The organism is Lactococcus sp. FSL K6-0773, assembly GCF_038006485.1.
In the GTDB taxonomy this organism is placed as follows: Bacteria; Bacillota; Bacilli; order Lactobacillales; family Streptococcaceae; genus Lactococcus; species Lactococcus lactis.
Window position 1 is genome coordinate 1,157,292 of record NZ_JBBOVF010000001.1, and the last position, 22,908, is coordinate 1,180,199.

At 34.1% G+C, this 22,908-nt stretch carries 19 protein-coding genes; 2 read left to right on the forward strand and 17 right to left on the reverse strand.

Features of this window, described 5'->3' with window-relative positions; genetic code table 11:
* Positions 1–277: 277 nt before the first annotated feature.
* The 17 genes from cydB to MHB61_RS05545 form a co-directional block, all read right to left on the reverse strand.
* A complete protein-coding gene (cydB, locus tag MHB61_RS05465) occupies positions 278–1,273 on the reverse strand; it encodes a cytochrome d ubiquinol oxidase subunit II (protein ID WP_003129639.1) in 996 nt (331 codons plus the stop codon).
* Positions 1,273–2,748, reverse strand: a complete 1,476-nt coding sequence (locus tag MHB61_RS05470) for a cytochrome ubiquinol oxidase subunit I (RefSeq protein ID WP_010905520.1) — start codon at positions 2,746–2,748, stop codon at positions 1,273–1,275. Before MHB61_RS05470 ends, cydB begins: the two co-directional genes overlap by 1 nt.
* A 715-nt stretch (positions 2,749–3,463) precedes the next feature.
* On the reverse strand, positions 3,464–4,903 hold the full coding sequence (locus tag MHB61_RS05475) for a peptide MFS transporter (protein WP_249351785.1): 1,440 nt from the start codon (positions 4,901–4,903) through the stop codon (positions 3,464–3,466).
* A gap of 279 nt (positions 4,904–5,182) precedes the next feature.
* Complete coding sequence (locus MHB61_RS05480) at positions 5,183–6,985, reverse strand: glycoside hydrolase family 13 protein (protein WP_003129636.1); 1,803 nt, start codon at positions 6,983–6,985, stop codon at positions 5,183–5,185.
* Positions 6,986–7,074: 89 nt separating this feature from the next.
* Positions 7,075–9,477 carry a glycogen/starch/alpha-glucan phosphorylase gene (locus MHB61_RS05485; RefSeq protein WP_003129635.1) on the reverse strand — a complete coding sequence of 801 codons (2,403 nt, stop codon included), beginning with the start codon at positions 9,475–9,477 and terminating at the stop codon, positions 7,075–7,077.
* Positions 9,478–9,565: 88 nt separating this feature from the next.
* Entirely contained in the window at positions 9,566–11,002 is a 1,437-nt protein-coding gene (glgA, locus tag MHB61_RS05490; protein ID WP_014570454.1) for a glycogen synthase GlgA, read from the reverse strand.
* A 91-nt stretch (positions 11,003–11,093) separates the two neighbouring features.
* On the reverse strand, positions 11,094–12,233 hold the full coding sequence (gene glgD / locus MHB61_RS05495) for a glucose-1-phosphate adenylyltransferase subunit GlgD (protein ID WP_137016529.1): 1,140 nt from the start codon (positions 12,231–12,233) through the stop codon (positions 11,094–11,096).
* Positions 12,223–13,365, reverse strand: a complete 1,143-nt coding sequence (locus MHB61_RS05500; protein WP_003129630.1) for a glucose-1-phosphate adenylyltransferase — start codon at positions 13,363–13,365, stop codon at positions 12,223–12,225. Before MHB61_RS05500 ends, glgD begins: the two co-directional genes overlap by 11 nt.
* A gap of 100 nt (positions 13,366–13,465) precedes the next feature.
* A complete protein-coding gene (locus MHB61_RS05505) occupies positions 13,466–15,469 on the reverse strand; it encodes a 4-alpha-glucanotransferase (protein ID WP_012897405.1) in 2,004 nt (667 codons plus the stop codon).
* Between the two features lie 216 nt (positions 15,470–15,685).
* The gene (gene nusB, locus MHB61_RS05510; RefSeq protein WP_010905513.1) at positions 15,686–16,657 is read right to left on the reverse strand and encodes a transcription antitermination factor NusB; all 972 of its coding nucleotides are present in this window, start codon (positions 16,655–16,657) and stop codon (positions 15,686–15,688) included.
* The gene (locus tag MHB61_RS05515) at positions 16,650–17,051 is read right to left on the reverse strand and encodes an Asp23/Gls24 family envelope stress response protein (RefSeq protein WP_021722362.1); all 402 of its coding nucleotides are present in this window, start codon (positions 17,049–17,051) and stop codon (positions 16,650–16,652) included. Before MHB61_RS05515 ends, nusB begins: the two co-directional genes overlap by 8 nt.
* A 146-nt stretch (positions 17,052–17,197) precedes the next feature.
* Positions 17,198–17,755 carry an elongation factor P gene (gene efp / locus MHB61_RS05520; protein WP_003129623.1) on the reverse strand — a complete coding sequence of 186 codons (558 nt, stop codon included), beginning with the start codon at positions 17,753–17,755 and terminating at the stop codon, positions 17,198–17,200.
* A 131-nt stretch (positions 17,756–17,886) separates the two neighbouring features.
* Entirely contained in the window at positions 17,887–18,945 is a 1,059-nt protein-coding gene (locus MHB61_RS05525) for an aminopeptidase P family protein (protein ID WP_137016532.1), read from the reverse strand.
* A 100-nt stretch (positions 18,946–19,045) separates the two neighbouring features.
* On the reverse strand, positions 19,046–19,930 hold the full coding sequence (gene rsmA / locus MHB61_RS05530) for a 16S rRNA (adenine(1518)-N(6)/adenine(1519)-N(6))-dimethyltransferase RsmA (protein WP_003129621.1): 885 nt from the start codon (positions 19,928–19,930) through the stop codon (positions 19,046–19,048).
* A gap of 110 nt (positions 19,931–20,040) precedes the next feature.
* Positions 20,041–20,661, reverse strand: a complete 621-nt coding sequence (rnmV, locus tag MHB61_RS05535) for a ribonuclease M5 (protein ID WP_003129620.1) — start codon at positions 20,659–20,661, stop codon at positions 20,041–20,043.
* Positions 20,639–21,172 (reverse strand): hypothetical protein, encoded by a 534-nt coding sequence (locus MHB61_RS05540; protein WP_010905512.1) that lies wholly within the window; start codon positions 21,170–21,172, stop codon positions 20,639–20,641. Before MHB61_RS05540 ends, rnmV begins: the two co-directional genes overlap by 23 nt.
* A 37-nt stretch (positions 21,173–21,209) precedes the next feature.
* Positions 21,210–21,983 (reverse strand): TatD family hydrolase, encoded by a 774-nt coding sequence (locus tag MHB61_RS05545; RefSeq protein WP_003129618.1) that lies wholly within the window; start codon positions 21,981–21,983, stop codon positions 21,210–21,212.
* A 318-nt stretch (positions 21,984–22,301) separates the two neighbouring features.
* Between MHB61_RS05545 and MHB61_RS05550 the strand changes: the two genes are divergently transcribed.
* Positions 22,302–22,574, forward strand: coding sequence for a (4Fe-4S)-binding protein (locus MHB61_RS05550; protein WP_003129617.1), 273 nt, complete (start codon positions 22,302–22,304; stop codon positions 22,572–22,574).
* Positions 22,574–22,846, forward strand: coding sequence for a GNAT family N-acetyltransferase (locus MHB61_RS05555; protein WP_003129616.1), 273 nt, complete (start codon positions 22,574–22,576; stop codon positions 22,844–22,846). The genes MHB61_RS05550 and MHB61_RS05555 overlap by 1 nt, the downstream gene beginning before the upstream one ends.
* Positions 22,847–22,908: the final 62 nt, after the last annotated feature.

Here is a 22,908-nt window from a genome sequence, read left to right on the forward strand (position 1 = left end):
ACTGACAGAACTTACCAACAAAGCTGATAGTTCCTTCATTCACCGATTGAATGACTTCCTCTGGGCGCATTCAACTGACAGAACTTATCAGCAAGGTCGGCAGTTTCTAAAATCTGCTCATAGAATTTCTGTCAGTAAAATAAAATTCCTCAGTTCCTTTCTAAAAAATTTAGGTCAGAAAAAATTTTCCTGACCATAATATGTAGTTGTCTTAATTAATTATATCAATTTACAAACTAATCTGAAAATAACTGGTTCAACCAGTTATTTTCATGTTTTATTTTTTAATTCTTTTTCTGAAAATGAAATAGGTCCAGCCCATATAGATGAGTACAAATGGTAAGATAACCAGAGTAATGATCGTCATTGTTTTCAAAGTATAGCCTGTTGAACTAGCATTTTTAATCAAAATACTGTGAGCAGGGTTAGTTGCAATCATTACACGTGGGAAAATCCCTTGGAAAATCAATGCAACAAGGGCAATGAAAGTCAAACCTGAAGCCAAGAAAGCAGACATTTCTTTTCCTGCACGAACAGATAAATGTGCCACAAGAGTTAGAATAACAATCAAAGCAAGTAAAACTAAAGTTCCAATAAAATGTTTTTCAAAGAAATCAGTGAAAATAGCTAGCAATACAGCAAATACAACTTCACCAGCATAAAGAACAAAATAGAGGATATTAGCTATCTTTGCAGCTCTCTCACGCAAAGCTCCCTCTGTTTTCAAAGCTAAATAATTTAAGCCATGAAGCCAAGCTAAGAGCATTACAGCAACACCACCAACGACTGACAAAAAGTTAACGTAAGTAGTAAAAGTAGCAGTCACATTTCCTTTAGCATCCATTGGAACGCCTTGAATCATACTTGTAAACATCAATCCAAAGAGAAATGGAATAGCAAAACTTGCAACGCCCAAAACTTTTGTCCAGAGCATTTTTCCTTTTTCCGTATGTGAGTGATGACGAAATTCAAATGTTACTCCCCGGAAAATCAAACCTACTAAAATCAAAAATAGAATAAGATAGAAACCAGAGAACAATGAAGCATACCAATAAGGGAATGAAGCAAACATTGCCCCACCGGCAGTTAATAACCAAACTTCATTCAAATCCCAAACTGGGCCAATTGATCCGATAGCTTGTTCAACCTCACGTTTGTCCTTGGCAATTGTGATTGCACTCATTCCTACACCGTAGTCAAAACCTTCGAGGAAGAAAAAGCCACTAAATAATACTCCAACAATAATAAACCAAAAAAGTTGTAATCCAGTCATTATTTATCCACCCCTTTCTCATCAGTTTCTTTTTGAATTTCACTATCTTCTTTTGATGAAGAAGCAAAATTTTCTTGACTAAATGAATCTAAAGAAACATAAGCTGTTTCCGCTCCTTCTACTCCTTGTTTCATTCTTTGAAGCGTAAAGTAAACCATCACAGCACCAAGGAAACAGAAAAGGAAGAAATAGACGATATTTGAGAATAAAAGTGAACCGACAGAAACATTTGGTGAAACTGAATCTTTTATTGTAAATAAACCATAAACGGTCCAAGGATAACGACCAAGTTCAGTAACTAACCAACCTGAGGTAATCGCAAGGAAAGGTGCAAATAGCATCCAACGATAAACTTGTAAGCCAAACTTATTTTCATATAGACTTGGTTTTTTCTTTCTAGTCCAAAATAGCCCCAGAGCAGAAAGTAAAATCATTAACATTGATAGACCGGCCATAATCCGGAAAGTCCAGAAGAGAACCGTTACTGGTGGGAAGAAATTACCGCCAATTTCTTTAGCTACATCAGGATATTTCTTTTGAAGTTGAGCGTTAATTTCATTCATCCCTTCAACCGAACCGCTTGGACGGTGATAAGTCAGAATTGAAAGCATATAAGGAATTTGAATTCCAAATACTTCTTTGTGGTCAGCTTCATTAAAGAAGGCAACCATATCCCAAGCCGCAGGGTCAGGTGTTGTTTCATAAACCCCTTCAGTTGCAGCAAATTTCATAGGTTGAGAGTTTTTAACTTCAATCATTTGTTGGTCACCAGCAACAAAGTTACCAACTGCACCGATTAGAGCTACTAAAAGTCCTAAACGTAAAACTGGTTTAAACATATCAATTTCACGATTTTTAAGAATTTGATAAGCTGAAATACCAGCAACCACAAAACCACCAGTTACAAGGAAACCTGTTGCCACGTGGCTAAATTCCAAAATAGTTTGAGGATTTGTCAAAAGGGCAGAGAAACTTGTTAATGTTGCTCGTCCACCTTTAACTTCATATCCCACTGGATTTTGCATCCATGAGTTTGCCGCTAAAATCCATAAAGATGATAAGAAGGTCCCAACAAATACAATCCAAAGTGTTGCATTGTGCAATTTCTTACCCAATTTATCCCAACCAAACATCCATACTCCAAGGAATGTAGATTCCAAGAAGAAGGCAAGTAAGGCCTCAACGGCTAAAGGCGCGCCAAATATATCACCAACATAGCGAGAATAATCTGACCAGTTCATTCCAAATTGAAATTCTTGGATAATACCAGTTACGACCCCTACTGCAAAGGATAAGAGCATAATTGATCCAAAAAATTTCGTCCGTTTTTTCCATTTTTCATCACCAGTTTTCACATAGATAGTTTCCATGATTGCTGTCATGAGAACCATTCCGACAGAAAGTGGTACAAAGAAAAAGTGGAAGATTGTCGTCATCGCAAACTGAAAGCGTGCGAGAGTTTCAATGGTAAACATTGTTTATCTCCTTATTTTTTATTTACTATATATCAAATAGATATAGACTAATTTTAAAAATATTTTTATCTAAGACTAGCTTTGGTCCTTGGTTTAATAAAAATATTTATTTTATTAATAAATAAAATAAGAGAATTTTTAAAGTTAACAAGATTTTTCAATAATAATTAATAATTAAAAATATCAGTTCTAATCGTAAATCTATAACTTTTCACTATTTCTTATCAATTTATTTATTAATTTAGCAACAGAAAAACAATAATTATTTTTTCTACAGGCCTCTTCTCAGTATCTTTTCAAACACAAAATGTTCAAAGTTTTTAGTAAACTCATATTTCTTAGTCAACCACTTTTAATGGATGACCGTGCTTGAGTATCCTTACTTTGAATTTTATATTTTTAATAACAGAGTAACTGCGAGTTTTCGAATAAAAATAGCTTTGCTTCTCACCTCTATCCTCTATAAGTTTTATTTGTAAATAAGTGATTCCATACTTTATTTTAGCATTTGTGAATGTCTTTGGCCTTTTAACCAAAGGCACTAACATCTGCAAATAATTTAAAATCACGTTACACTATATTTTATCATAATGTAAGCGCAGATAAAAACGATTGATTTGTAAAAGACTTTTAACAAGTGTAACTTTTCAGACACTTCTATAGTTTTTAAAATACAAAAAACCTATCATTAAAGATAGGTTTTATTAATTACTAATTAACGAACATCTCCCATTAATTTCAAAATAGGTTTTTTGACAATAAGGAGGATAATTCCCACGATAATACCAATAATACCAGTAATCGCAAAGAAGTGAACTTCTGTTGCTGCTTTAAAGAGTGGTGTAATTTGAGCATTGATTGCTTGTGAAGTTGAATCTGCCAAGAACCACATCGCCATCATTTGTGATTGGAAAGCAACTGGAGCTAATTTTGTTGAAACTGATAATCCAACTGGTGAAACAAGTAATTCACCTGCCATTTGGACAGCAAACATCAATACTAACCAAAGAGCACTTGCACGACCTGAAGTTCCGTTCAAGAGACCTGGAAGTGTCATAATCAAATAAGAAATCCCTGTCAACATCAAACCAAGACCAAATTTTACAATTGTTGAAGGTTGACGTTCACCCAATTTATTCCAAAGACGAATAAAGATAGGTGACAAGAGAACGATGAAGAGCGGGTTCAATAATTGATACCAAGAAGGGTCAATATGGAAAGTAATTCCAAACCAAGTTGGGTCCAAATTAGAACGTGATTCTCCCCAAACCGCAATAATTGTAGAACTTTGTTCTTCAATTGCCCAAAAGACAATAGCAGAAAGGAACAAAGGAATATATGCTGTTAATTTACGACGTTCATCTGATTCTACCTTTTTAGAGGTAAACATCATTACGAAATAAATAATTGGAACAACAATACCGATAATTGATAAAACATTAATGAAGTTATTAATGAAATTAGCTGGACTTGCTTGATAAAGTAAGAAGAAACCAATAATTGCGACAATAACAACAATTGTCAATGTAATAAGAAAATTACGTCTTGCTTTTGAATCCATTGGATTTGAAGGCTCGCGTCCAATTTCTGGGAAGTGACGAAGACGTCCATACCAATAAGCAAATAATGCAAAAATCATACCGATAGCTGCAAGTGAGAATCCTAAGTGATAATTCACGCCTTGTCCAACTGTCCCAACAATCAATGGAGCAATCAGAGAACCCATGTTAATTCCGACAACAAAGATATTGAATCCAGTGTCACGACGTGAGTCATCTTTAGAATAAAGATGTCCAACCATATTTGAAATATTCGGTTTAAGCATCCCTGTTCCCAAGATAATTAAGAATAATGCCACGAACAGTGAAGATAAACCAAATGGTGTTGCTAAAGCGATGTGTCCCAAAGTGATTAAAATTCCACCAAGGAAGATTGTGCGCGAAGCGCCCAACAAGCGGTCAGCAACCCACCCTCCAACAATTGTTGAAAGATAGACAAGTGCACCATAGATACTTACAATCGCCATTGCTTGAGCTTTAGGAAGTCCTAAACCTGCGTTGTCAGCAGTTGTCAATGCATAGAGGTAATAAACCAGAATGGCACGCATCCCATAGTAAGAAAAACGCTCCCAGAACTCAGTCTGAAAAAGCGTCAATAGGCCGCGAGGTTGACCGAAAAATGTTTTTTCTGTTTTGTTTAAGTTTTACATAGATTATATTATAAAGTTTTCTATACAACTTGTCAAGTTGTCAAACAATTTTGCCTATACAGATTCTTTGAAAAACGCGGGAAAAAGAGGGACAATAACAAAATTTCATAGATATTTATTTATATTTTCTTCTTTTCTAAAATAAGATTTAGCTAAAAAATATAGTTTTTATCATTTTTTACTGACAAATAAATCTGTCAGTAAAAAAACTTGCATCAGCAAGTTTTAAATTTTCATCTTTAATTCTAAATTTGTTTTTCCACTAATCACTTTTTCTGTCAGTAATTTTTTTAATTCTGGTAAGAATTTCAGATTTTGTAAAAAAGTAATTTCTTGAACTTCTATATTAAGCTCATCTTCACTCGGATTAATGAGTTCAACAAAAACTTCTGAATCTGTATATCGCAATATTCCTAACAACCTGTCAGTAAAAAAAGTTGAAAACTCTCCATATTTCAAGCTATTTTCTGACAGACGTTTTTGCGTCCAACTTTTATAAACATTGTAAACATTGGGTGAAATGTTATCCCAAGGAAAATATTTACGATTCTCAGGGTCTTTGCCACCTGACAATCCTGCTTCATCTCCATAGTAAATACAAGGAATTCCTGGTAATACAAAAAGCATTGCTAACGCTACTGACAAATTCTTTTCTCCAACCATTGTCAAAATTCGTTCAGTATCATGAGTCCCTAGATTGTTTAAATTATTATAAAAAATATCTTTAGGATAATTCTCTTGCAAAGTCATCAATTGATGAGCGACATCTTGACTAGAACGATGACCATTTAATAAATTAATAATTAAATCACGAAACGGATAATTCATAGCAGCTTGCAAACTTCCACCAAGAATATAATTTCTTCTTTTTCCATAAGAAATTTTGTTGGAAGCATCTTCCCAAATTTCACCAATCAATATCTTATCTGAATAAGAGTCAAGATTTTCTCGAATTCCTTTAATAAATGAATCAGGGAGTTCATCAGCAACATCCAGACGCCAACCATCAATACCCAAGGCATTCCATTTAGCTAAAACAGAATTTTTCTCACCATAAATAAAATTGCGAAAAGAATCATTATCTTTGTCTATTTCAGGTAAATCTTTAATTCCCCACCAAGATTTATACTCAAAAGGATAATTTTCAAATTTAAACCAATCAAAATAAGGTGAATCAGGATTTTTTGCTGCTCCCTCATCATCGCCATAATCACCATTAATATTGAAATAAAGCGAGTTTTTTCCTACATGAGAAAAAACACCATCCAAAATCAAATGCATTTTTTCTTGATGAAGCAACTGAATCAATTCTTCAAAATCTTCCTGCCTACCTAGCATTGAATCAATTTTTAGGTAATCATTCGTATCATAGCGATGGTTACTTGTACCAGAAAAAATTGGATTAAGATAAATCGCATTGATTCCCAGTTCTTTTAAGTAGGGAATTTTTTTAATAATTCCTCTTAAATTTCCACCGAAAAAATCCCAACGTGCAATATCACCATTTTCTTCTTTAACATAGAAAGGATTATCCGTTTTTCTTCCATAGATAAATGAATTGGGTTTTGGGTGATTGATTTGACCATTTTCATTTCCATTATAGAAACGATCTGGGAAAATTTGATAGAAAACTGCTTCACGATACCAGCTGGGAGCTTGATCTTCTTTTTCAAATACAGTCAGCTGATAAGGTTTAACATCATTTTCATCAGTATATAGAAGCCCCTCTCCTCCTATGCCAGAACAACCATAAAATCGCCTAGTTTCTCCCAAATCCGAAGACTCGACTATTTCAAAATGATAAAAATAAAGTCCTGGCTCTTCATCAAAAGGAATGGTAAGTCTAAAATCTCCGCCTGAATCTTTGGTCATAGAAAATTCATAACGTTTTCCAAAATCACGTCGAATTACACATGTCACAAGTACAGAAGGTTGGTCAGTTGCAAATCTCAAGCTCATTGAGTTTCCAACCTTGATGGCCCCAAAAGGTTGTTTATAATCTAAATTCCACGGATTATAATAATACATCTAATTCTCATTTCCTTTATTAACACTTAAGGCTAAAGGCTCCTAAAATTTACTCTGTCAGTAACAAAAATTTCTGTCAGTAAATTTCTTCATTCTTTTTTAGCCTTTATATACCAAATGTCATCAGCATATTCCCTAACTGTTCGGTCAGAACTAAAACGTCCCACATTGGCAATATTCATTAAACTTGCTTGAGTCCATGCTTTTTGGTCACGGTAAAGTTTTTCAAGTTCAGCTTGTGCCCGAACATAATCATTAAAATCACGAAGTACAAAATATTCATCATTATAGACGGTGAGCGAATCAAAAATTTCACGACCTTCACTTTTAATATTTGGCACCGTTCCATCAATTAAGGCATTCAAAATTCGATTAACTACTGGATTTTGCTCATAAATATCACGCGCATTATAATTACCATTGCGATAATATTCATAAACTTCATCCTTAGTCAGCCCAAAAACAAAATTATTTCCATCCCCTGCGGCTTCAAAAATTTCAATATTTGCGCCATCAAGTGTTCCAATGGTTAAAGCACCATTTAGCATAAACTTCATATTTGAAGTTCCAGATGCTTCTTTAGAGGCCAAAGAAATTTGTTCTCCAACATTGGCTGCTGGGATAATCACTTCCGCCAAACTTACATTATAATTTTCCATAAAGACAACTTTGAGTTTATCCTTAATCGTTTGATCATTATTAATCATATTTGCTATTTCGTTAATTACTTTAATGATAGATTTAGCATAATGATATGAAGGAGCCGCTTTTGCCCCGAAAATAAATACTCGAGGAATCCTATCTAATTCCGGATTATCTTTCAAATCAAAATATAATTTTAGAATATGCAAAGCATTTAACAATTGTCGCTTATAAGCATGCAGCCGTTTTACTTGAACATCAAAAATCGCATCAGGATTAACCGTAATTCCTTTTTGTTCTTTAATCACCGCAGCCAATCGTAGCTTGTCATCAAATTTAGCTTTTTGAAGTTGTTCAAGTGTTTTTTCATCATTTTTAAAATTTTTCAGCAGCTTCAATTCATCTAAATCATGACGCCATGATTTACCAATTGTTTCATCAATAATTCCAGACAAGCGTTCATTTGCAATCTGAATCCAACGACGGTCAGCAATTCCATTTGTCTTATTATTAAAACGTTCAGGATAAATTTCATAGAAATCATGAAGTTCAACATCCTTTAATAAATCAGAATGCAATTTGGCTACGCCATTGGTTGAATGTGAACCAATGATTGACAAGTTGGCCATATGAATTTGTCCATCTTTGATAATTCTCGTATTATGCACCAGCGTTGCACCCACCTTAGGAAGCAACTCAGCCGTACGTCTCCGGTCAATTTCCACAATAATTTGATAAATTCGGGGCAAAAGTTGTTTAATCATCTCTTCTGGCCACTTTTCCAAAGCTTCCGATAAAATTGTATGATTGGTATAAGACATTACCTTAAGGGTTGTATCCCAAGCTCGATTCCAGCCCACACCATATTCATCAACTAAAAGGCGCATGAATTCTGGAACACAAAGTGCAGGATGCGTATCATTAATATGGACAGCAATATAATCCCCAATTTTTCGAATATCTTTTTTTTGTGTTCCTTTATAGTGATGCAAAATTCGTTGAAGTCCAGCAGAAACAAAGAAATATTCTTGCTTCAAACGTAAAAGTCGCCCATCATAATTAGAATCATCTGGATAAAGTTCAGCAGAGAGCATCGAAGTTTGTCGCATATAATCCAAATTTTGAAATTTAGGGTCTAATTCCTCTGGCACTTCTGAGCGCCACAGACACATATTATTGACCGTTGTATTTTCAAAACCAACCATGGGCGTATCATATGGAACAGCTAGAACACGTTCCTGGTCCTTATAATGAGGAATAAGATTTCCTTTTCCATCATCTTCTAACCAAACTTCACCACCAAATGTTACTTCAACTGCTTTGTCTGCTCTACGTACTTCCCAAGGATTCCCATTATTTAGCCAAGAATCAGGTAATTCTACTTGGTAACCATCTACTATTTTTTGTTTGAATAATCCATACCGATAGCGAATGCCATTTCCATTTCCTGGAAGCCCCGTTGAAGCTAAAGAATCCATGAAACAGCTAGCTAAGCGCCCCAAACCTCCATTTCCAATGGCCATATCTGGTTCTATCTTAGCAACCTCATCCAGTTCAATTCCAAAATCATTTAACCCTTCTCGAACGGTATTTAAAATACCCAAGTTAAGTAAATTTGATTTAAGCATTTTTCCTGGTAAAAATTCAATCGAAAAATAATATGCTTGTTTTTTTCCAGTTTCATCCTTATATTGATTATCGGCTACCCAAATATTAGCATAGTAATGTTTCACAACAGATGCCAATGCATCATAAATTTCTTGATAACCTGCTTTTGTCAGGTCAGTCGCAAATTTTGAAGTTAGACGCTCTTCGAAATCTTGCTTAAATTGTTTTTTAGAAAGTTTCAATCGTCGCTCCTTTATTATTCTCAAACATCTTTTATTTTAAAATGAATTCTACCACAATTTAATCACAAGCGCAACCGCTTGCGAGGTTTTATAATTCTTGATAGAGTTCAATGTATTGCTGAGCCTTCGTTCCCCAAGAAAAATCTTTACTCATTGCTGATAAAACCATTTTATTTAAGACTTCTGGTTCTTTTCCATAAACTTCAAGTGCACGATTAATCGTCTCCACTAAAATCTGTCCTTCAAAATCAACAAAACCAAATCCTGTTCCTTCTTTGCTAATAGGATTAAATGGAATCACAGTATCTTTCAAACCACCAATTTCATGAACGATTGGTAAAGTTCCATATCTCATTGCAATCATCTGTGATAGGCCACAAGGTTCAAAAGCAGATGGCATCAAGAAGAAATCAGAACCAGCATAAATTTCCTGTGCAAATTGAATGTCAAATGCAATATTTGCTGACAACTTATCTGGATATTTTTGAGAAAAATATCTAAAACCTTCTTCAATTTCAGGGAAACCTGTTCCTAATAGGACAATTTGCACATTTTCTTCCAATACTTTTTCCAACTGACTCAAAACTAAATCAAATCCTTTTTGATTCGTTAAACGGGAAACCATCCCAATCAATGGAACATTTGGATTCAATGGTAATCCTGTTCGCTTTTGGAGCTCTGCTTTCATTTGACCTTTACCAGAAAGCTCTTCCTCGCTGAAATGGTAAGGAATTAATATATCATTTTCGGGATTATAAATATCATAATCTATCCCATTTAAAATTCCAGAAACTTTTCCATCTACATATTGCAAAATCGATTCTAAACCACAACCAAATTCTGAGGTCTGGATTTCCTTAGCGTAAGTTGGCGAAACTGTATTAACCCGATCCGCATATAAAATTCCTGTTTTTAACATATTTAGCATACCATTATGACGGACCACTCCTTCAAAATAGCGCTCCATTCCCATACCAAAAAGCTCACTTAAAGCATCTCCATGCATCAAGCCTTGAAATTCAATATTATGAATGGTCAGTACTGTTTTAATTTTTTCATAGGCCTTAATCCAGTTGTATTTTTCTTTAAGTAAAAAGGGAACCATTGCAGTCTGCCAATCATTGACATGCAAAACATCTGGAATGAAATCTAACTTTTCTAAGAGTTGGCAAAGAGCCAAGTCAAAAAAGGCAAAGCGCTCTCCATCATCGCCATAACCATAGAGTTGCCCCCTACCAAAATAATGTTCATTATCTAGAAAATAATACTTCACACCCTCTTTTTCTAGACTTTTAACTCCAACATATTCGTGCCGCCAACCAACATCAACAAAATCATAAAATTCATCTTTTAAAAGTGAACGATATTCTTCTTTCATTTCATTCTTAAAATAAGGAAGGATCACAGCAACTGAATCTATTTCACTTTTTTTAGCCAATTCTTTGGGCAGTGCTCCAGCTACATCTCCAAGTCCTCCCGTCTTAAAAAAGGGGGCACATTCACTCGATGCAAATAAAACTTTCATTTTTCTCTCTTTCATTTCCTCTTTAAAATATAATTCTTTTTTTGAATTTTATTCAAGAACGCCGATAAATATTATCAGCGTCATTTGTCTTCTATAAGATATCTGCGGTCACAACTGTTCCTTTAGGAATCACTACTGGTTTTTCTGAACTACCAATAATTTTGACATTATTTTCGACAACCACTCCTTTATCAATGATGGCAAATTTAACTTGAGCGCCACTTTTAACTTCAGAGTTGGTAAAAACTAATGATTCTTCAATTAAGGCATCATCTTGAATCTTAACTCCACGAGAAATGAGAGAATTTTTTACTTTACCATTGATAATACAACCAGAACCTAATTGACTATTCTCCACTTTACTATTCTCAGAAAAATAAGTGGGAACTTCATTCTTAATCTTAGTATAAACAGGTTGGCTACTATATAAAAGAGAGGTAAAATTTTGGGGGTCGAGCATGACCATATTGGCATCATAAAATGACTTAATATTAGTGATATTACTCATATAACCTGTGTATTCATAAGTATTCACATCATAGTTCTTCATATAAACACGAATGAGACGGGCAATTGAAGTCAATTCTCCTATATCTTGCATCTCTTTTATAAAATTAATCAACCAATCGGTGTTCACGATAAAGAGATTCAAACAAAGGGCTTCTTTTTCTTGGGGATTTTCTAATTGATTAACATAACAGTTACTCATTTTCCCTGATTCATCAAAACGAAGAATTGTATCATATTCACTTGCTAAATCTGGAGAAACTTTTTTATAAACGGTGGTTATTTCCTTACCTGCCAATTTATGTATTTTAAGAACAGCCGTTAAATCGACATTACAAATAAATTTACTGCCCAAAAGAACTGTATATGGTGCTTTAGATTTACGCAAAAAATTTAACTGTTGAGCAAAATAATCCTTACCTTGTTCCCTTAAACGGTCAAAATCTTGTTGAATATAGACAAAGTAACGACTATTAAAGCCATCCAAGCCCCATTCGCCACCTGAACCTAGATGGTCAAAAACAGATTGCGTTTCTCCTTCATTAAAGGTCATAAAAATATTATCTATATGGGCATTTGATAATGATGACAATGGAAAATCAATCAAACGATATTTACAATCAAAAGGAAGAGTAGCAATCGGACGAACCTCTGTTAAGGGGCTTAAGTGTTTGCTTGAAGAAATATTTGAGAGGATTGCTGCCATTTTATTACTATTGTTCATTTTTATTTTCTCCTTTAATTTCTCCGTGACCAATCACTGCGACTTCATTTTCACCGATTATTTCTACATTATCACCAATTTTTGCATTTTCACCAATGATTGCATTTTTGATTGTAACGTTTTCCCCAATAAATGTCCCAGACATAATGAAACTGTCCTCAATCACTGTTCCTTCTTGAACATGGACATTCTGTGAAAGGATTGAATGAAGAACTGTTCCATCAACGTAACAGCCATCACCAACAAGTGCATTTTTTACATTGGATTTTTCTGTGATAAACTGTGGAGCTGAAATATCATTATGTGAATAAATTCGCCAAGATTTATCTGTAATATTTAATTCATTATTTAAATCAAGAAATTCCATACTGGATTGATGAAGAGAATCAATGGTCCCAACGTCTTTCCAATATCCCTTAAAGCGGTAAGCAAACACATTTTCTCCAGCTTCAATATAAGCCGGGATAACATCCCCACCGAAATCTTCCATTGGATTTCCTTTCGAGTAACCGTTCACAAGAACTTCGCGAAGCCTTTTCCAATTGAAAATATAGATTCCCATTGAAGCAAGGTTTGATTTTGGTTCTTTAGGTTTTTCTTCAAATTCAATAATTCGGTCATTATCATCGGTATTCATGATTCCAAAACGGCTTGCTTCTTCAAGCGGAACTTCCATCACCGAAACTGTTAAACTAGCTTCACGTTCTTTATGGCTTTCTAACATGGCTTCATAATCCATTTTATAAATATGATCTCCCGAGAGAATGAGAACATATTCTGGATTTTGCTGGTCAATATAAGAGATATTTTGATAAACAGCGTGAGAGGTTCCTTCAAACCATTTAGAACCTTCTTGTGAAGAATAGGGTTGGAGAATAGTGACTCCACTATTGATTCCATTTAACCCCCATGGTGCTCCATTTCCAATATGAGCATTTAGAGTTAAAGGTTGATACTGAGTAATGACGCCAACATTTTTTACATTGGAATTTGCACAATTTGATAAGGCAAAATCAATGATACGATAACGACCTCCAAAAGGAACAGCAGGTTTTGCAACATCTTTTGTCAATTTACCTAAACGCGTCCCTTGACCACCAGCAAGAATAAGACCAAGCATTTCAATTGCCATAATGAAACCTCCATTTTTTTCACAAAATTTTTGTTTTTTTACATATTTATTATTATTTTATAATTTATACTTTCTAATTCAAAATGATTTACTTTGAAATTTAATAGGCTCTTTTACTTTCTTTGATAAATTTCTTTAAAAATTCAGTCCAATCCTGATTATCAATCAATGTTTCAAGTTGACAATGCAATCGGTAATTCCAGTAATGGTATGGATTTGCTGGAATATTAATTTGTTCGGATTTTGCATCTTCTTTTCGCAATTGTTCACTCATTGCTAACCAATCTTGAATAGGTAAGATAACCATCATCGCATTGGAGTTTAAATGCCTTTTAACTATCTCTTGGATAATTTCTGCACTTGCATAATAAGGAGCTTCGCCATACCAACCCATGACTTCATTGTAGTAACGTTGAATTTCCTCATGATTTTCTTCCCACCAAGCTCTTAGTGGACTTGTATCGTGACTTGAAGTCGTTAGGACCGATAAATAGGGAACTTCGTTTAAAGGACTGACAAATCGATTATCTGAAGGCATTCTCTCAATTATCAAACGTAGAATATTAAGATGATTCATGACATCTGGTACATTGGCGGGAACCATTCCTAAATCTTCACCACAAGCCAACATATTCGTAGCATCTTTTAAAACTGGTAATTTTTCATAGGCCTTTTCTTTCCAAAATTCATAATTCCTTCCATAAAAATAGTCATTATAAAGTTTTTCAAGCCGTCCTTTATAGTCATCACCAAATTCTCGAAAGCTGATTGTTTGTATTAAAGAAATACGTGGATGATATTTCTCTGGATTCTCATCATCTTTTAATAATATTATATTTTCATGTAATTTATAAAGTCCTTCTCGCACCCAATCTTCTAATTGAGCTTTTTCTACTTTTTTCTGGTTATTATACTCATTTTGAAATGTATAATTTCCATTACCTATATAATCCAGAAATGTTTGAATAATCCAATCTCGATTATCTCGGCCAAAAATTTCATCAATTACCCAATCCTTGATGAAAGGATTAATAAACCGCTCGAGGCCCCATTGCCTTAATGGAATACCATAGCTATTTTCAATTTCTTCTGCTGACAAGGCAATAGCTGGTGAAAATTGGCCCAATAAACCTCTTACGGAATCCTCTGGCATCTGCCATATTCTAAAGAAACCAAGAATATGGTCCAGCCGATAAGCATCAAAATAATTAGACATGGCTGTTAACCGTTTTTTCCACCATGCATAACCATCTTCGGCCATTTTTTTCCAATTGTAGGTTGGAAAGCCCCAATTTTGTCCATTTACAGCAAAAATATCAGGAGGAGCGCCAGCTTGTTTATCAAGATGAAAAAGTTCTGGATGAGTCCAAGCGTCTACGGAATCATGAGCAATTCCAATTGCGATATCTCCTTTTAGTGCAATTCCTAATTGATGACAATAGTCAACGGCTTCTGAAAGTTGATAATGCAAAAGGTATTGCACAAAGATATACAAATCCAATTGATTACTTTCTGAAGTTAACTTTTCAAAGAAATCTTCACTATAAGTGGCATACTTTCCCCAATTCATAAAATTAGCACTTTGATTGATATCTCTTAAATACGAAAATGCCGCATAGGCCTTTAACCAATCCTCATTTTGCTGATAAAATTGCTGATAATCTTTGCTTGCTTTAAATTTATGAGCTGAGTTTTGATAAATAATTTCAGCATATTCCCATTTTAAGGCTAATGCTTTTTCATAATCTATTTTTTCTAAAGCATTTAATTCTAATTCCGCGATGAGAAGCTTTTCTTGTTGAATTTTTGTGTAAGAATCCCAAAAGATGTGAATATCTAAATAAATTGGATGCAATGCAAAAACAGAAATGGCACGATAAGGATATGAATCACGCCAGTCCATAAAAGTACTGGTATCATTAATTGGTAATAATTGAATGATGTCCATCCCAGAACGGTGGGCAAAATCGGCTAACTCTTTCAAATCTGAAAATTGCCCTACCCCACTTGAGTTTTCAGTTCTTAGTGAAAAAACTGGAACTGCTATCCCTGTATGGTAAGCTTTTTTTCCGTAAGGTTCAATTGAAAAATTATTGGTGAGCATTTTTACTCCTTAATTCTCTAAAAATAGTGTAGAATCGCAAAAGAAAACGTTTTCTTTTATTATATATCTTTTAAAAAAAATATACCAATATTTAGTGTGATTTTTCAGAAAATTAATAAGTAATGTTAAATAAGATAACTCATTAATTACAAAAGCTAGAAAAACGTAATAAAAAAAAAGCTACAGATAAAATTATCGGTAACTTTTTTATTAATTTTATTTTAAGAAGTTAGTTAATACACCATTAATGAATCGGCTTGATTTTTCATCACTAAAGTCTTTTGAAAGCTCAACTGCTTCATTGACCGCAACAACATCAGGTGTTTCTGTATATAATATTTCATAACTAGAAACTTGAAGGATTGCTTGTTCAACAAGAGTCAAACGTGAAAATGACCAAGTTTTTGTCAAATATTTAGAAATATTTGCTTCCAAATCTTCTTTTTTATCTAAAACTCCATCAACAAGTTGTGTAAAGTATTCAGGAGCTTCAAGATCTTCTGGACGATCATTGTCATAATTGAGAACAAAGCGTTTTGTATTTTTCAAAAGCTCTGACAATTGTGATTGAGCATTATTTTCTGCTTGTGCTAATTGTTCATCAAGTTCTTCTTTTAAAGTGCTTGGAGTGAATAAATCACTTGTATATTTTTCAAGAACATTTTCATGAAGGAATGAGAAGGTTTTTTGGAAAGTTTCAAGAGATTGTTCAGCTGTCGCATTTTCTGGAAGATTTTTGAAAAATTCTAGAACTTTTGGAGCAACAGGTTCTTCATCAAGTTCAATTTGGAACAAACGAATCAATTTCAAATTTGCCATGACACCAACAAATAAATTTGTTGCTTCATATTCATTCATTTTCTTAGCGTAACCACCAAAATCTCGCATGAAAGCAAGAGCTTTAGCAACCGTTGTTTTCTCGATATCTTTAAGTCCAAGAATTTCATAAATTTCATAAATGGCTTCTAAAGGTTGAGAAAGTCCTTTTGGAAATTTACGAACAGTAATTCGTTCATCACGAAAATCAACGTCAAAACGAACAGTTTGAGAAAGTTCTTCTTCTAATTTTTCAACGTTTTCTCTAAAAGAGCTTACGACATTTGTTGCCATTTCTTTTTGGACAGCATAAGAAAATAAGACCTGGACCGCTCGTTGACGAATCTGGTGTTGAGTGAGCGTCTTAGGCATCAAAAAATCCCTCATCAAACAAGTCTTCAAGCGCTGGTTTTGGTTGTTTTTCAGTCATAATTCCGACAACGTGGATATTGACTTCATCAACAATAATCTCAGTAGCTTGGGCAACTGCTTCTTTCACTTCTTTTTGGATTTTTGTAGCAACGGCTGGTAGGCTTACACCGTAAGTAAGGTACACATAGATATCAACAGCTACTTTATCGTCTTTTGAGTCAATATAAACACCACGGCCTTCATTTTTCTTACCAAGGCGGTCTGAAAAACGTTTGTTACGAAGGGCGTGTACCCCATCGATTTTGGCTGTTGTAATACCGATAATTACTTCAAGAACTTCAGGGGCAATGACGATATCCCCAAGTTCTTCAGAATGTACAGTTTTTTCTGCCATTTTGATTTCTCCTTTTGTCTTTGCAAATTTTTCCAATTGGAAAAATTTCACTTACAAAATGAATTTTCTTTACTGACGAAGTCTTTAAACTTCATAAAGTTACTGACAAAAGGCTGTCAGTAACTTTTTTCAGTAATCGTACTTAATTAAGCACGTTTCAAGTATTCACCTGTTTGTGTGTTGATTTCAAGTTTTGTCCCAGCTTCAACGAAATCAGGAACGTTAACAACAAGACCAGTTTCCATAGTTGCTGGTTTACCAGAACCTGTTACTGTTGCACCTTTAATAGATGGTTGTGTTTCAGTAACTTCAAGAACAACTGTTGTTGGAAGTTGAATACCAATTACTTCTGTACCGTAGAATTGAATTTTAACATCTGTATTTTCAAGAACATAAAGAAGTTCATCTTTAACTTGTTCTACTGGAATTTCATATTGTTCGTAAGTTTCATTGTTCATGAAATTAGCAATACCATCCATTGAGTAGAGGTATTGTGCTGTTACAGTTTCAATAACAGCTTGTTCAAACTTATCTTCAGGACGGTAAGTGTCATCAAAAGTTGAACCTGAGCGTACGTCTTTAAGTTTCATACGCATGATTGTATTCCCTTTACCTGGTTTGTGATGACTTGCTTCCATAACGCGGAGAAGTTTTTCCCCATTCAAAAATGTCATGCCTGATTTAAGGTCTTTTGCTAAAACCATGTTTATGTTTCTCCTAGTATTTATAAATTTAGATATTCTGTCATTTTTCTTTTGTCAGCAATTTTTCTGTACACAAAAGAAGTGAAATGACAGGATTTAACATCTTATTTTATCACAAGTTATTGCTTTTTTCAAATAACGATAAGCTCTTTTGGGGCTTTTGTTAAGACTTCACAGCCATTTTCTGTCACTAATAAGTCATCTTCAATTCTGACTCCACCAAATTCAGGAATATAAATTCCTGGCTCATCTGTAATAACCATCCCAGCTTCCAAGTGATTTTCTGTCATTGATTGATTAAAATAAGGAATTTCATGAACATCTAAACCAAGTCCATGTCCAATTCCATGCGTAAAATACTGACCAAAATTGGCTTCTTCAATGACGGTACGCGGAACCTTATCATATTCAGCATAAGTCATTCCCGCTTTGACTTCTTTGATAAGTGCTTCATTAGCCTTACGCACGGTTTCATAAATTGTTCGCATCTTGTCGTCTACAGAACCCACGAAAATTGTTCTGGTCATATCGCTAGCATAATGTTCATAATAACAACCAAAATCAATGGTCACTGGGTCGCCAAATTGAATCATTTTACTGGTCGCAACGCCATGAGGCAAGCTACTTCTCTTGCCTGAGGCAACAATGGTTTCAAAAGAAATTCCGCTCGCCTCTAAATCACGCATTTTGAAATCAAGAAAATTAGCAACTTCAATTTCAGTTCGGCCCGGCTCAATGAATTTTAAAGCTGACATAAATGCTTCATCAGCAATTGCACAGGCTTTTTTTATCAAATCAATCTCTGTGTCATCTTTAAATTGGCGCAATTCCAAAACAAAATTACTTGTGGCTAAAAGTTCTAATCCTGGAGTGGCGTCAGAGAGTCTTTTAAAGAAAGCATAGTCAACTGTTTCTTCAAAAGCTATATTTTTAATTGATTCACTTGCTGACAGGTCTGTCAGTAAACTTATTGGATCTCTTGTTTCGATAATTTCAAAATCACTAATCAATCCACGCGCTATTTCACTATAACGGCTGTCTGTCATAAAAATATTTCGCTTCGCTGTCAAAAAAACTGTGCCCGCGGTTCCAGAAAATCCTGTCAGATAAAAGATATTCTTCATATCAGTAATCAATAAACTATCAATATTTTCTGTCAGCATTTTTGCTTTTAATTTTTCAATTCTCATTTTATTCTCCTTTAAATTAAGAATTAAACTTTAAAATATTTCTTCATTTTCTTACATGATAACACAAAAACGCTAACATGAGTTAACGTTTCCTTTTAATTTATTTTTTAAGCGGAAGTAGAGCATCAGCTAATTTAGCAAATTCTTCAATAGATAAGGCTTCACCACGAATTGTTGGCGATATTTCTGCTTGTGCCAATAATTTTTCAATTTCAGGTTTACTTTCTTTACCAAAAGCTGCTTGTAAATTATTCATCAATGTTTTACGACGATGAACAAAACTGCTGTGCATCGTTTTAAAGAACCATTCTTCATCTTCTACTTCAACCAATGGTGCTTCACGACGAACCATTTTCAAAATAGCTGAATCAACATTTGGTGCTGGAATAAAGACAGTTCGAGGTACGATAAAGGCTACACTAGCTTCCATATAATATTGAACAGCAATTGATAATGAGCCGTAAGCTTTCGTTTTAGGACTTGCAGCAATTCGGTCTGCCACTTCTTTTTGCATCATCACCACAAATTCTGAAAATGGAATTTTGCTTTCAATCAAATGCATCAAAATCGGTGTTGTGATGTAATAAGGTAAATTCGCAACCACTTTGATTGGTAAATTTGGATTTTTAAATTTTTGAATTTCTGAAAGTAAATCAACTTTCAAAATATCTGCCGAAACCAAGGTAAAATTATCGTAAGGTGCCATCGTTTCTTCTAAAATTGGAATCAAAGATTTGTCAATTTCAAAAGCCATCACTTCAGCTGCTTCTTCCAATAAATATTGGGTCAAAGAACCAATACCTGGACCAATTTCAATGACATTTACTTCTTTTGAAAGTTCAGCAGTTTGAGTGATTTTTGTCAGAATATTATGGTCTGTCAGGAAATTTTGTCCAAATTTTTTTTTAAAATTAAAATCATGGCGACGTAAAATGTCCTGAGTACGGATAATATTGGAAATGCGGTCTATGTTGTTTTCTGTCATTTTTTCTTTCTTTTACTTTTTATGTATTTTAAAACTGATATTAAGTTTCTGTCAGTAAATTTTACTGACAGAAACCATTGATGTATTCTATCAGCGACATTTATCTTCTGTCAGTAATTCTTCATTACATTTTCAATTTGTTCTTTTGTAATTTTAAACATGTTAAGTCGTTTCTTAATTTGTTTTCCATTCGCATAACCAATTCTGAGTTGCTCACAAAGAAATTCTCGACGTTTTCTACTGTCAGCGGCCATAACTAAGCCAAAGCTCATTAAATCAGTTTGTGTCAGTTCTGTCAGTAATTCTTTTTTACTGACAGAACTTCTGTCAGAGGATGGTTCTTGCGTTTTAGCACTTCCAAATTCATCAGTAACTTTTTCTCCACCAAATACTTCTGCCAAAGCCTGATTCAGTGCTTCAAAATTTGCATGCTCAACTCCTAAAGAACCTTTTCCTTTAGGTCTTGCCTCATCACGATTTAAAAACGCATGTTTAGCATTTGGAACGGCTTGCATTATGATTTTACGAATTCTTTCTCCTTGGAAATCTGGATCAGTAAAAACAATAATTCCTCGCTTATCTTCTAACCTCTTTAGTCGTTCTAAATCTCTGTCATCAATAGATGAGCCTCCTGTTTCATAGGTCTCACAGTCAAAATAACGCTTAAGATTCGCTGTGTCATCTCGTCCCTCTACCACAATTACTTCATTAATTTTTTGCTTTTCTACCATAATTTGCTAAATATTTCTCTTTATCTTTTCGATTTTTAAGGATAATCACTTTACTTTCAACATTAAATTCTTTTATTTTTTGCTCAATCTGTGGAAACTCTTTTTCAGGAAAGGTCCAAACAAATTTCAAAAATTCCAGATATTCTTTGTCCCATTTTTCTTTAAACTCTTCAGCAATATCTGGACGATTTTTACCAAAAACACGACTCTTAATCGAGCGCTTAATCACCCGAAACGTTGTTTTTAAACGGGGCGTCTTCAACCAGATTACTTCATCAGCAAAAGGTAATCGCTCATCTAAAGTTGAACCGTAATTTCCATCAATAATCACATTCTCATTTTGAAAAATAAAAATTCTTGTCGCCTCACGTAACTTTTCTCTGGCAATTTCACTTGGATATTTATGAAAAACCTTATCTAAATGCAAAATAGGATAACTTGTAATTTTTCCTAGTTCTCTTGCAAAAGTTGATTTACCACTTCCTGAACTACCAATAATCATAATTTTCATAAAAATAGCTCCTATCCAAATCAAAATAAATACAAATTTATTTTTTCAAACCAAAAATCCTCAAAGCATTTTCTGTTGTCGCTTTAGCCACTTCATCAGCAGAAATTTCACGTAATTCAGCAATTTTCTCAACAATAAATTTTGTGTAAGCTGGTCTATTTTCTTTTCCACGATATGGCATTGGTGTTAAATAAGGCGCATCAGTTTCCACTAAAATTTTATCCAAAGGAACTGTAGCCGCAGCCTCCTGAACATCAAGAGCCTTCTTAAAAGTGACTACACCTGAAAAAGAAATCATCATTCCAAGCTCTACAAATTTGAGTGCCTCATCGGCTGTCCCAGAAAACGAATGCATAATCGCACCAGCAGGACCAACGCCTTCTGATTTAATAATTTCATAAGTATCATCAAGAGCATCACGTGTATGTACTTGAAAAGGCAGACCCATTTCCTTAGAAATCTGAATTTGTCTTCTAAAAACTCGTTCTTGTTCTTCTTTCGGACGGACCATCCAGTGATAATCCAAACCAATTTCTCCAAGAGCAATAACTTTTTTTGCTGACAGCTTGGTCAGTAAATAATTTTCAGCTTGGTCATCAAATTCAGCAGCATCATCAGGATGCCAGCCAATTGTTGCGTAGCATTCTTCAAATTTCTCAGCCAACAAAAGTGCTGCATCATTTGATTCATAATTACTTCCAACATTATTAATTCTTGTCACTCCAAATGTTTGAGCTTGGACTAATTCATCTTGAATTCGTCCTTCAAATTCACTAGTATTTAGATGAGTATGTGTATCAAAAATTTCCATTATCTTATTTGAAATTCCTTCTCCGTAATTTCTTAAGCAAAAAATTTTCCAATTTATTACTAGAGTTTTTTCTCTTTTTTATTAATCTGTCATTGATTAATTAATTTTACTTTTATTTAATCAACCCTAAAACATATTTTCGTTTTTTTCCAAGACAAAAAAGTCAATAAGCATTTATATTATAACATATCTGTATATCTCTTTCATCTCTTCCTAGACCCCTATATTATTTTTAATGCTTTCTATAGATATCATTCTGATAAAGCAGCTTGACAAATGTCATATAAAAAAAATACAATCGTAAACAGGAGGAAGAAAATGGATAATTCAAAATTATTTGGCGAAGCTGCGAATGAAGAACAACTATTGAAAAATAATTATCGTAAGTATCGTGGTGAAAACATGGATATTTATTACAATGTAGCAATTTGTGAACATGCAGGTGAATGTGTTAGAGGAAATCCTTTAGTATTTGAAGTTGGCCGTAAGCCTTGGATTATCCCCGATAATGGCGATGTTGCTTCCAATCAATCAGTAATCAATAGATGCCCATCCGGAGCACTAAAATATTTGGCGAAGGAAAAAAACTAATGAAAATTATTGAAAGAGAAAATCTATTTGAACTTCTGTCAGATAAAGGAGAAGTCATTGGCGAAATGGCCTATATGCCTATGAATAATTCAATAATAATCACTCATACTGGCGTTTCACTTGACTATCGCGGTCAAGGCCTAGCCGAAAAATTAGTTCTTGCCGGAATCCAAAAAGCAAGACGCGAACAATTAAAATTAGGAGCCACTTGCCCTTATGCCGTCAAATATTTCAGAGAACACAAAGAAGAATTAACTGATGTTTTGAAATAAGCTAATCTTTAAATATAAAAGACCTTTTAGCGGGGTCTTTTTTATGTATTCTAAATTAAGCA

What these genes read in the sequence shown, in the direction of transcription:
- cydB (WP_003129639.1), bottom strand. Translation starts at nt 1,273, where the DNA reads ATGACTGGATTACAACTTTTTTGGTTTATTATTGTTGGAGTATTATTT.
- MHB61_RS05470 (WP_010905520.1), bottom strand. Translation starts at nt 2,748, where the DNA reads ATGTTTACCATTGAAACTCTCGCACGCTTTCAGTTTGCGATGACGACA.
- MHB61_RS05480 (WP_003129636.1), bottom strand. Translation starts at nt 6,985, where the DNA reads ATGTATTATTATAATCCGTGGAATTTAGATTATAAACAACCTTTTGGG.
- glgA (WP_014570454.1), bottom strand. Translation starts at nt 11,002, where the DNA reads ATGAAAGTTTTATTTGCATCGAGTGAATGTGCCCCCTTTTTTAAGACG.
- glgD (WP_137016529.1), bottom strand. Translation starts at nt 12,233, where the DNA reads ATGAACAATAGTAATAAAATGGCAGCAATCCTCTCAAATATTTCTTCA.
- MHB61_RS05500 (WP_003129630.1), bottom strand. Translation starts at nt 13,365, where the DNA reads ATGGCAATTGAAATGCTTGGTCTTATTCTTGCTGGTGGTCAAGGGACG.
- MHB61_RS05505 (WP_012897405.1), bottom strand. Translation starts at nt 15,469, where the DNA reads ATGCTCACCAATAATTTTTCAATTGAACCTTACGGAAAAAAAGCTTAC.
- nusB (WP_010905513.1), bottom strand. Translation starts at nt 16,657, where the DNA reads ATGCCTAAGACGCTCACTCAACACCAGATTCGTCAACGAGCGGTCCAG.
- MHB61_RS05515 (WP_021722362.1), bottom strand. Translation starts at nt 17,051, where the DNA reads ATGGCAGAAAAAACTGTACATTCTGAAGAACTTGGGGATATCGTCATT.
- efp (WP_003129623.1), bottom strand. Translation starts at nt 17,755, where the DNA reads ATGGTTTTAGCAAAAGACCTTAAATCAGGCATGACATTTTTGAATGGG.
- MHB61_RS05525 (WP_137016532.1), bottom strand. Translation starts at nt 18,945, where the DNA reads ATGAGAATTGAAAAATTAAAAGCAAAAATGCTGACAGAAAATATTGAT.
- rsmA (WP_003129621.1), bottom strand. Translation starts at nt 19,930, where the DNA reads ATGACAGAAAACAACATAGACCGCATTTCCAATATTATCCGTACTCAG.
- rnmV (WP_003129620.1), bottom strand. Translation starts at nt 20,661, where the DNA reads ATGGTAGAAAAGCAAAAAATTAATGAAGTAATTGTGGTAGAGGGACGA.
- MHB61_RS05540 (WP_010905512.1), bottom strand. Translation starts at nt 21,172, where the DNA reads ATGAAAATTATGATTATTGGTAGTTCAGGAAGTGGTAAATCAACTTTT.
- MHB61_RS05545 (WP_003129618.1), bottom strand. Translation starts at nt 21,983, where the DNA reads ATGGAAATTTTTGATACACATACTCATCTAAATACTAGTGAATTTGAA.
- MHB61_RS05550 (WP_003129617.1), top strand. Translation starts at nt 22,302, where the DNA reads ATGGATAATTCAAAATTATTTGGCGAAGCTGCGAATGAAGAACAACTA.
- MHB61_RS05555 (WP_003129616.1), top strand. Translation starts at nt 22,574, where the DNA reads ATGAAAATTATTGAAAGAGAAAATCTATTTGAACTTCTGTCAGATAAA.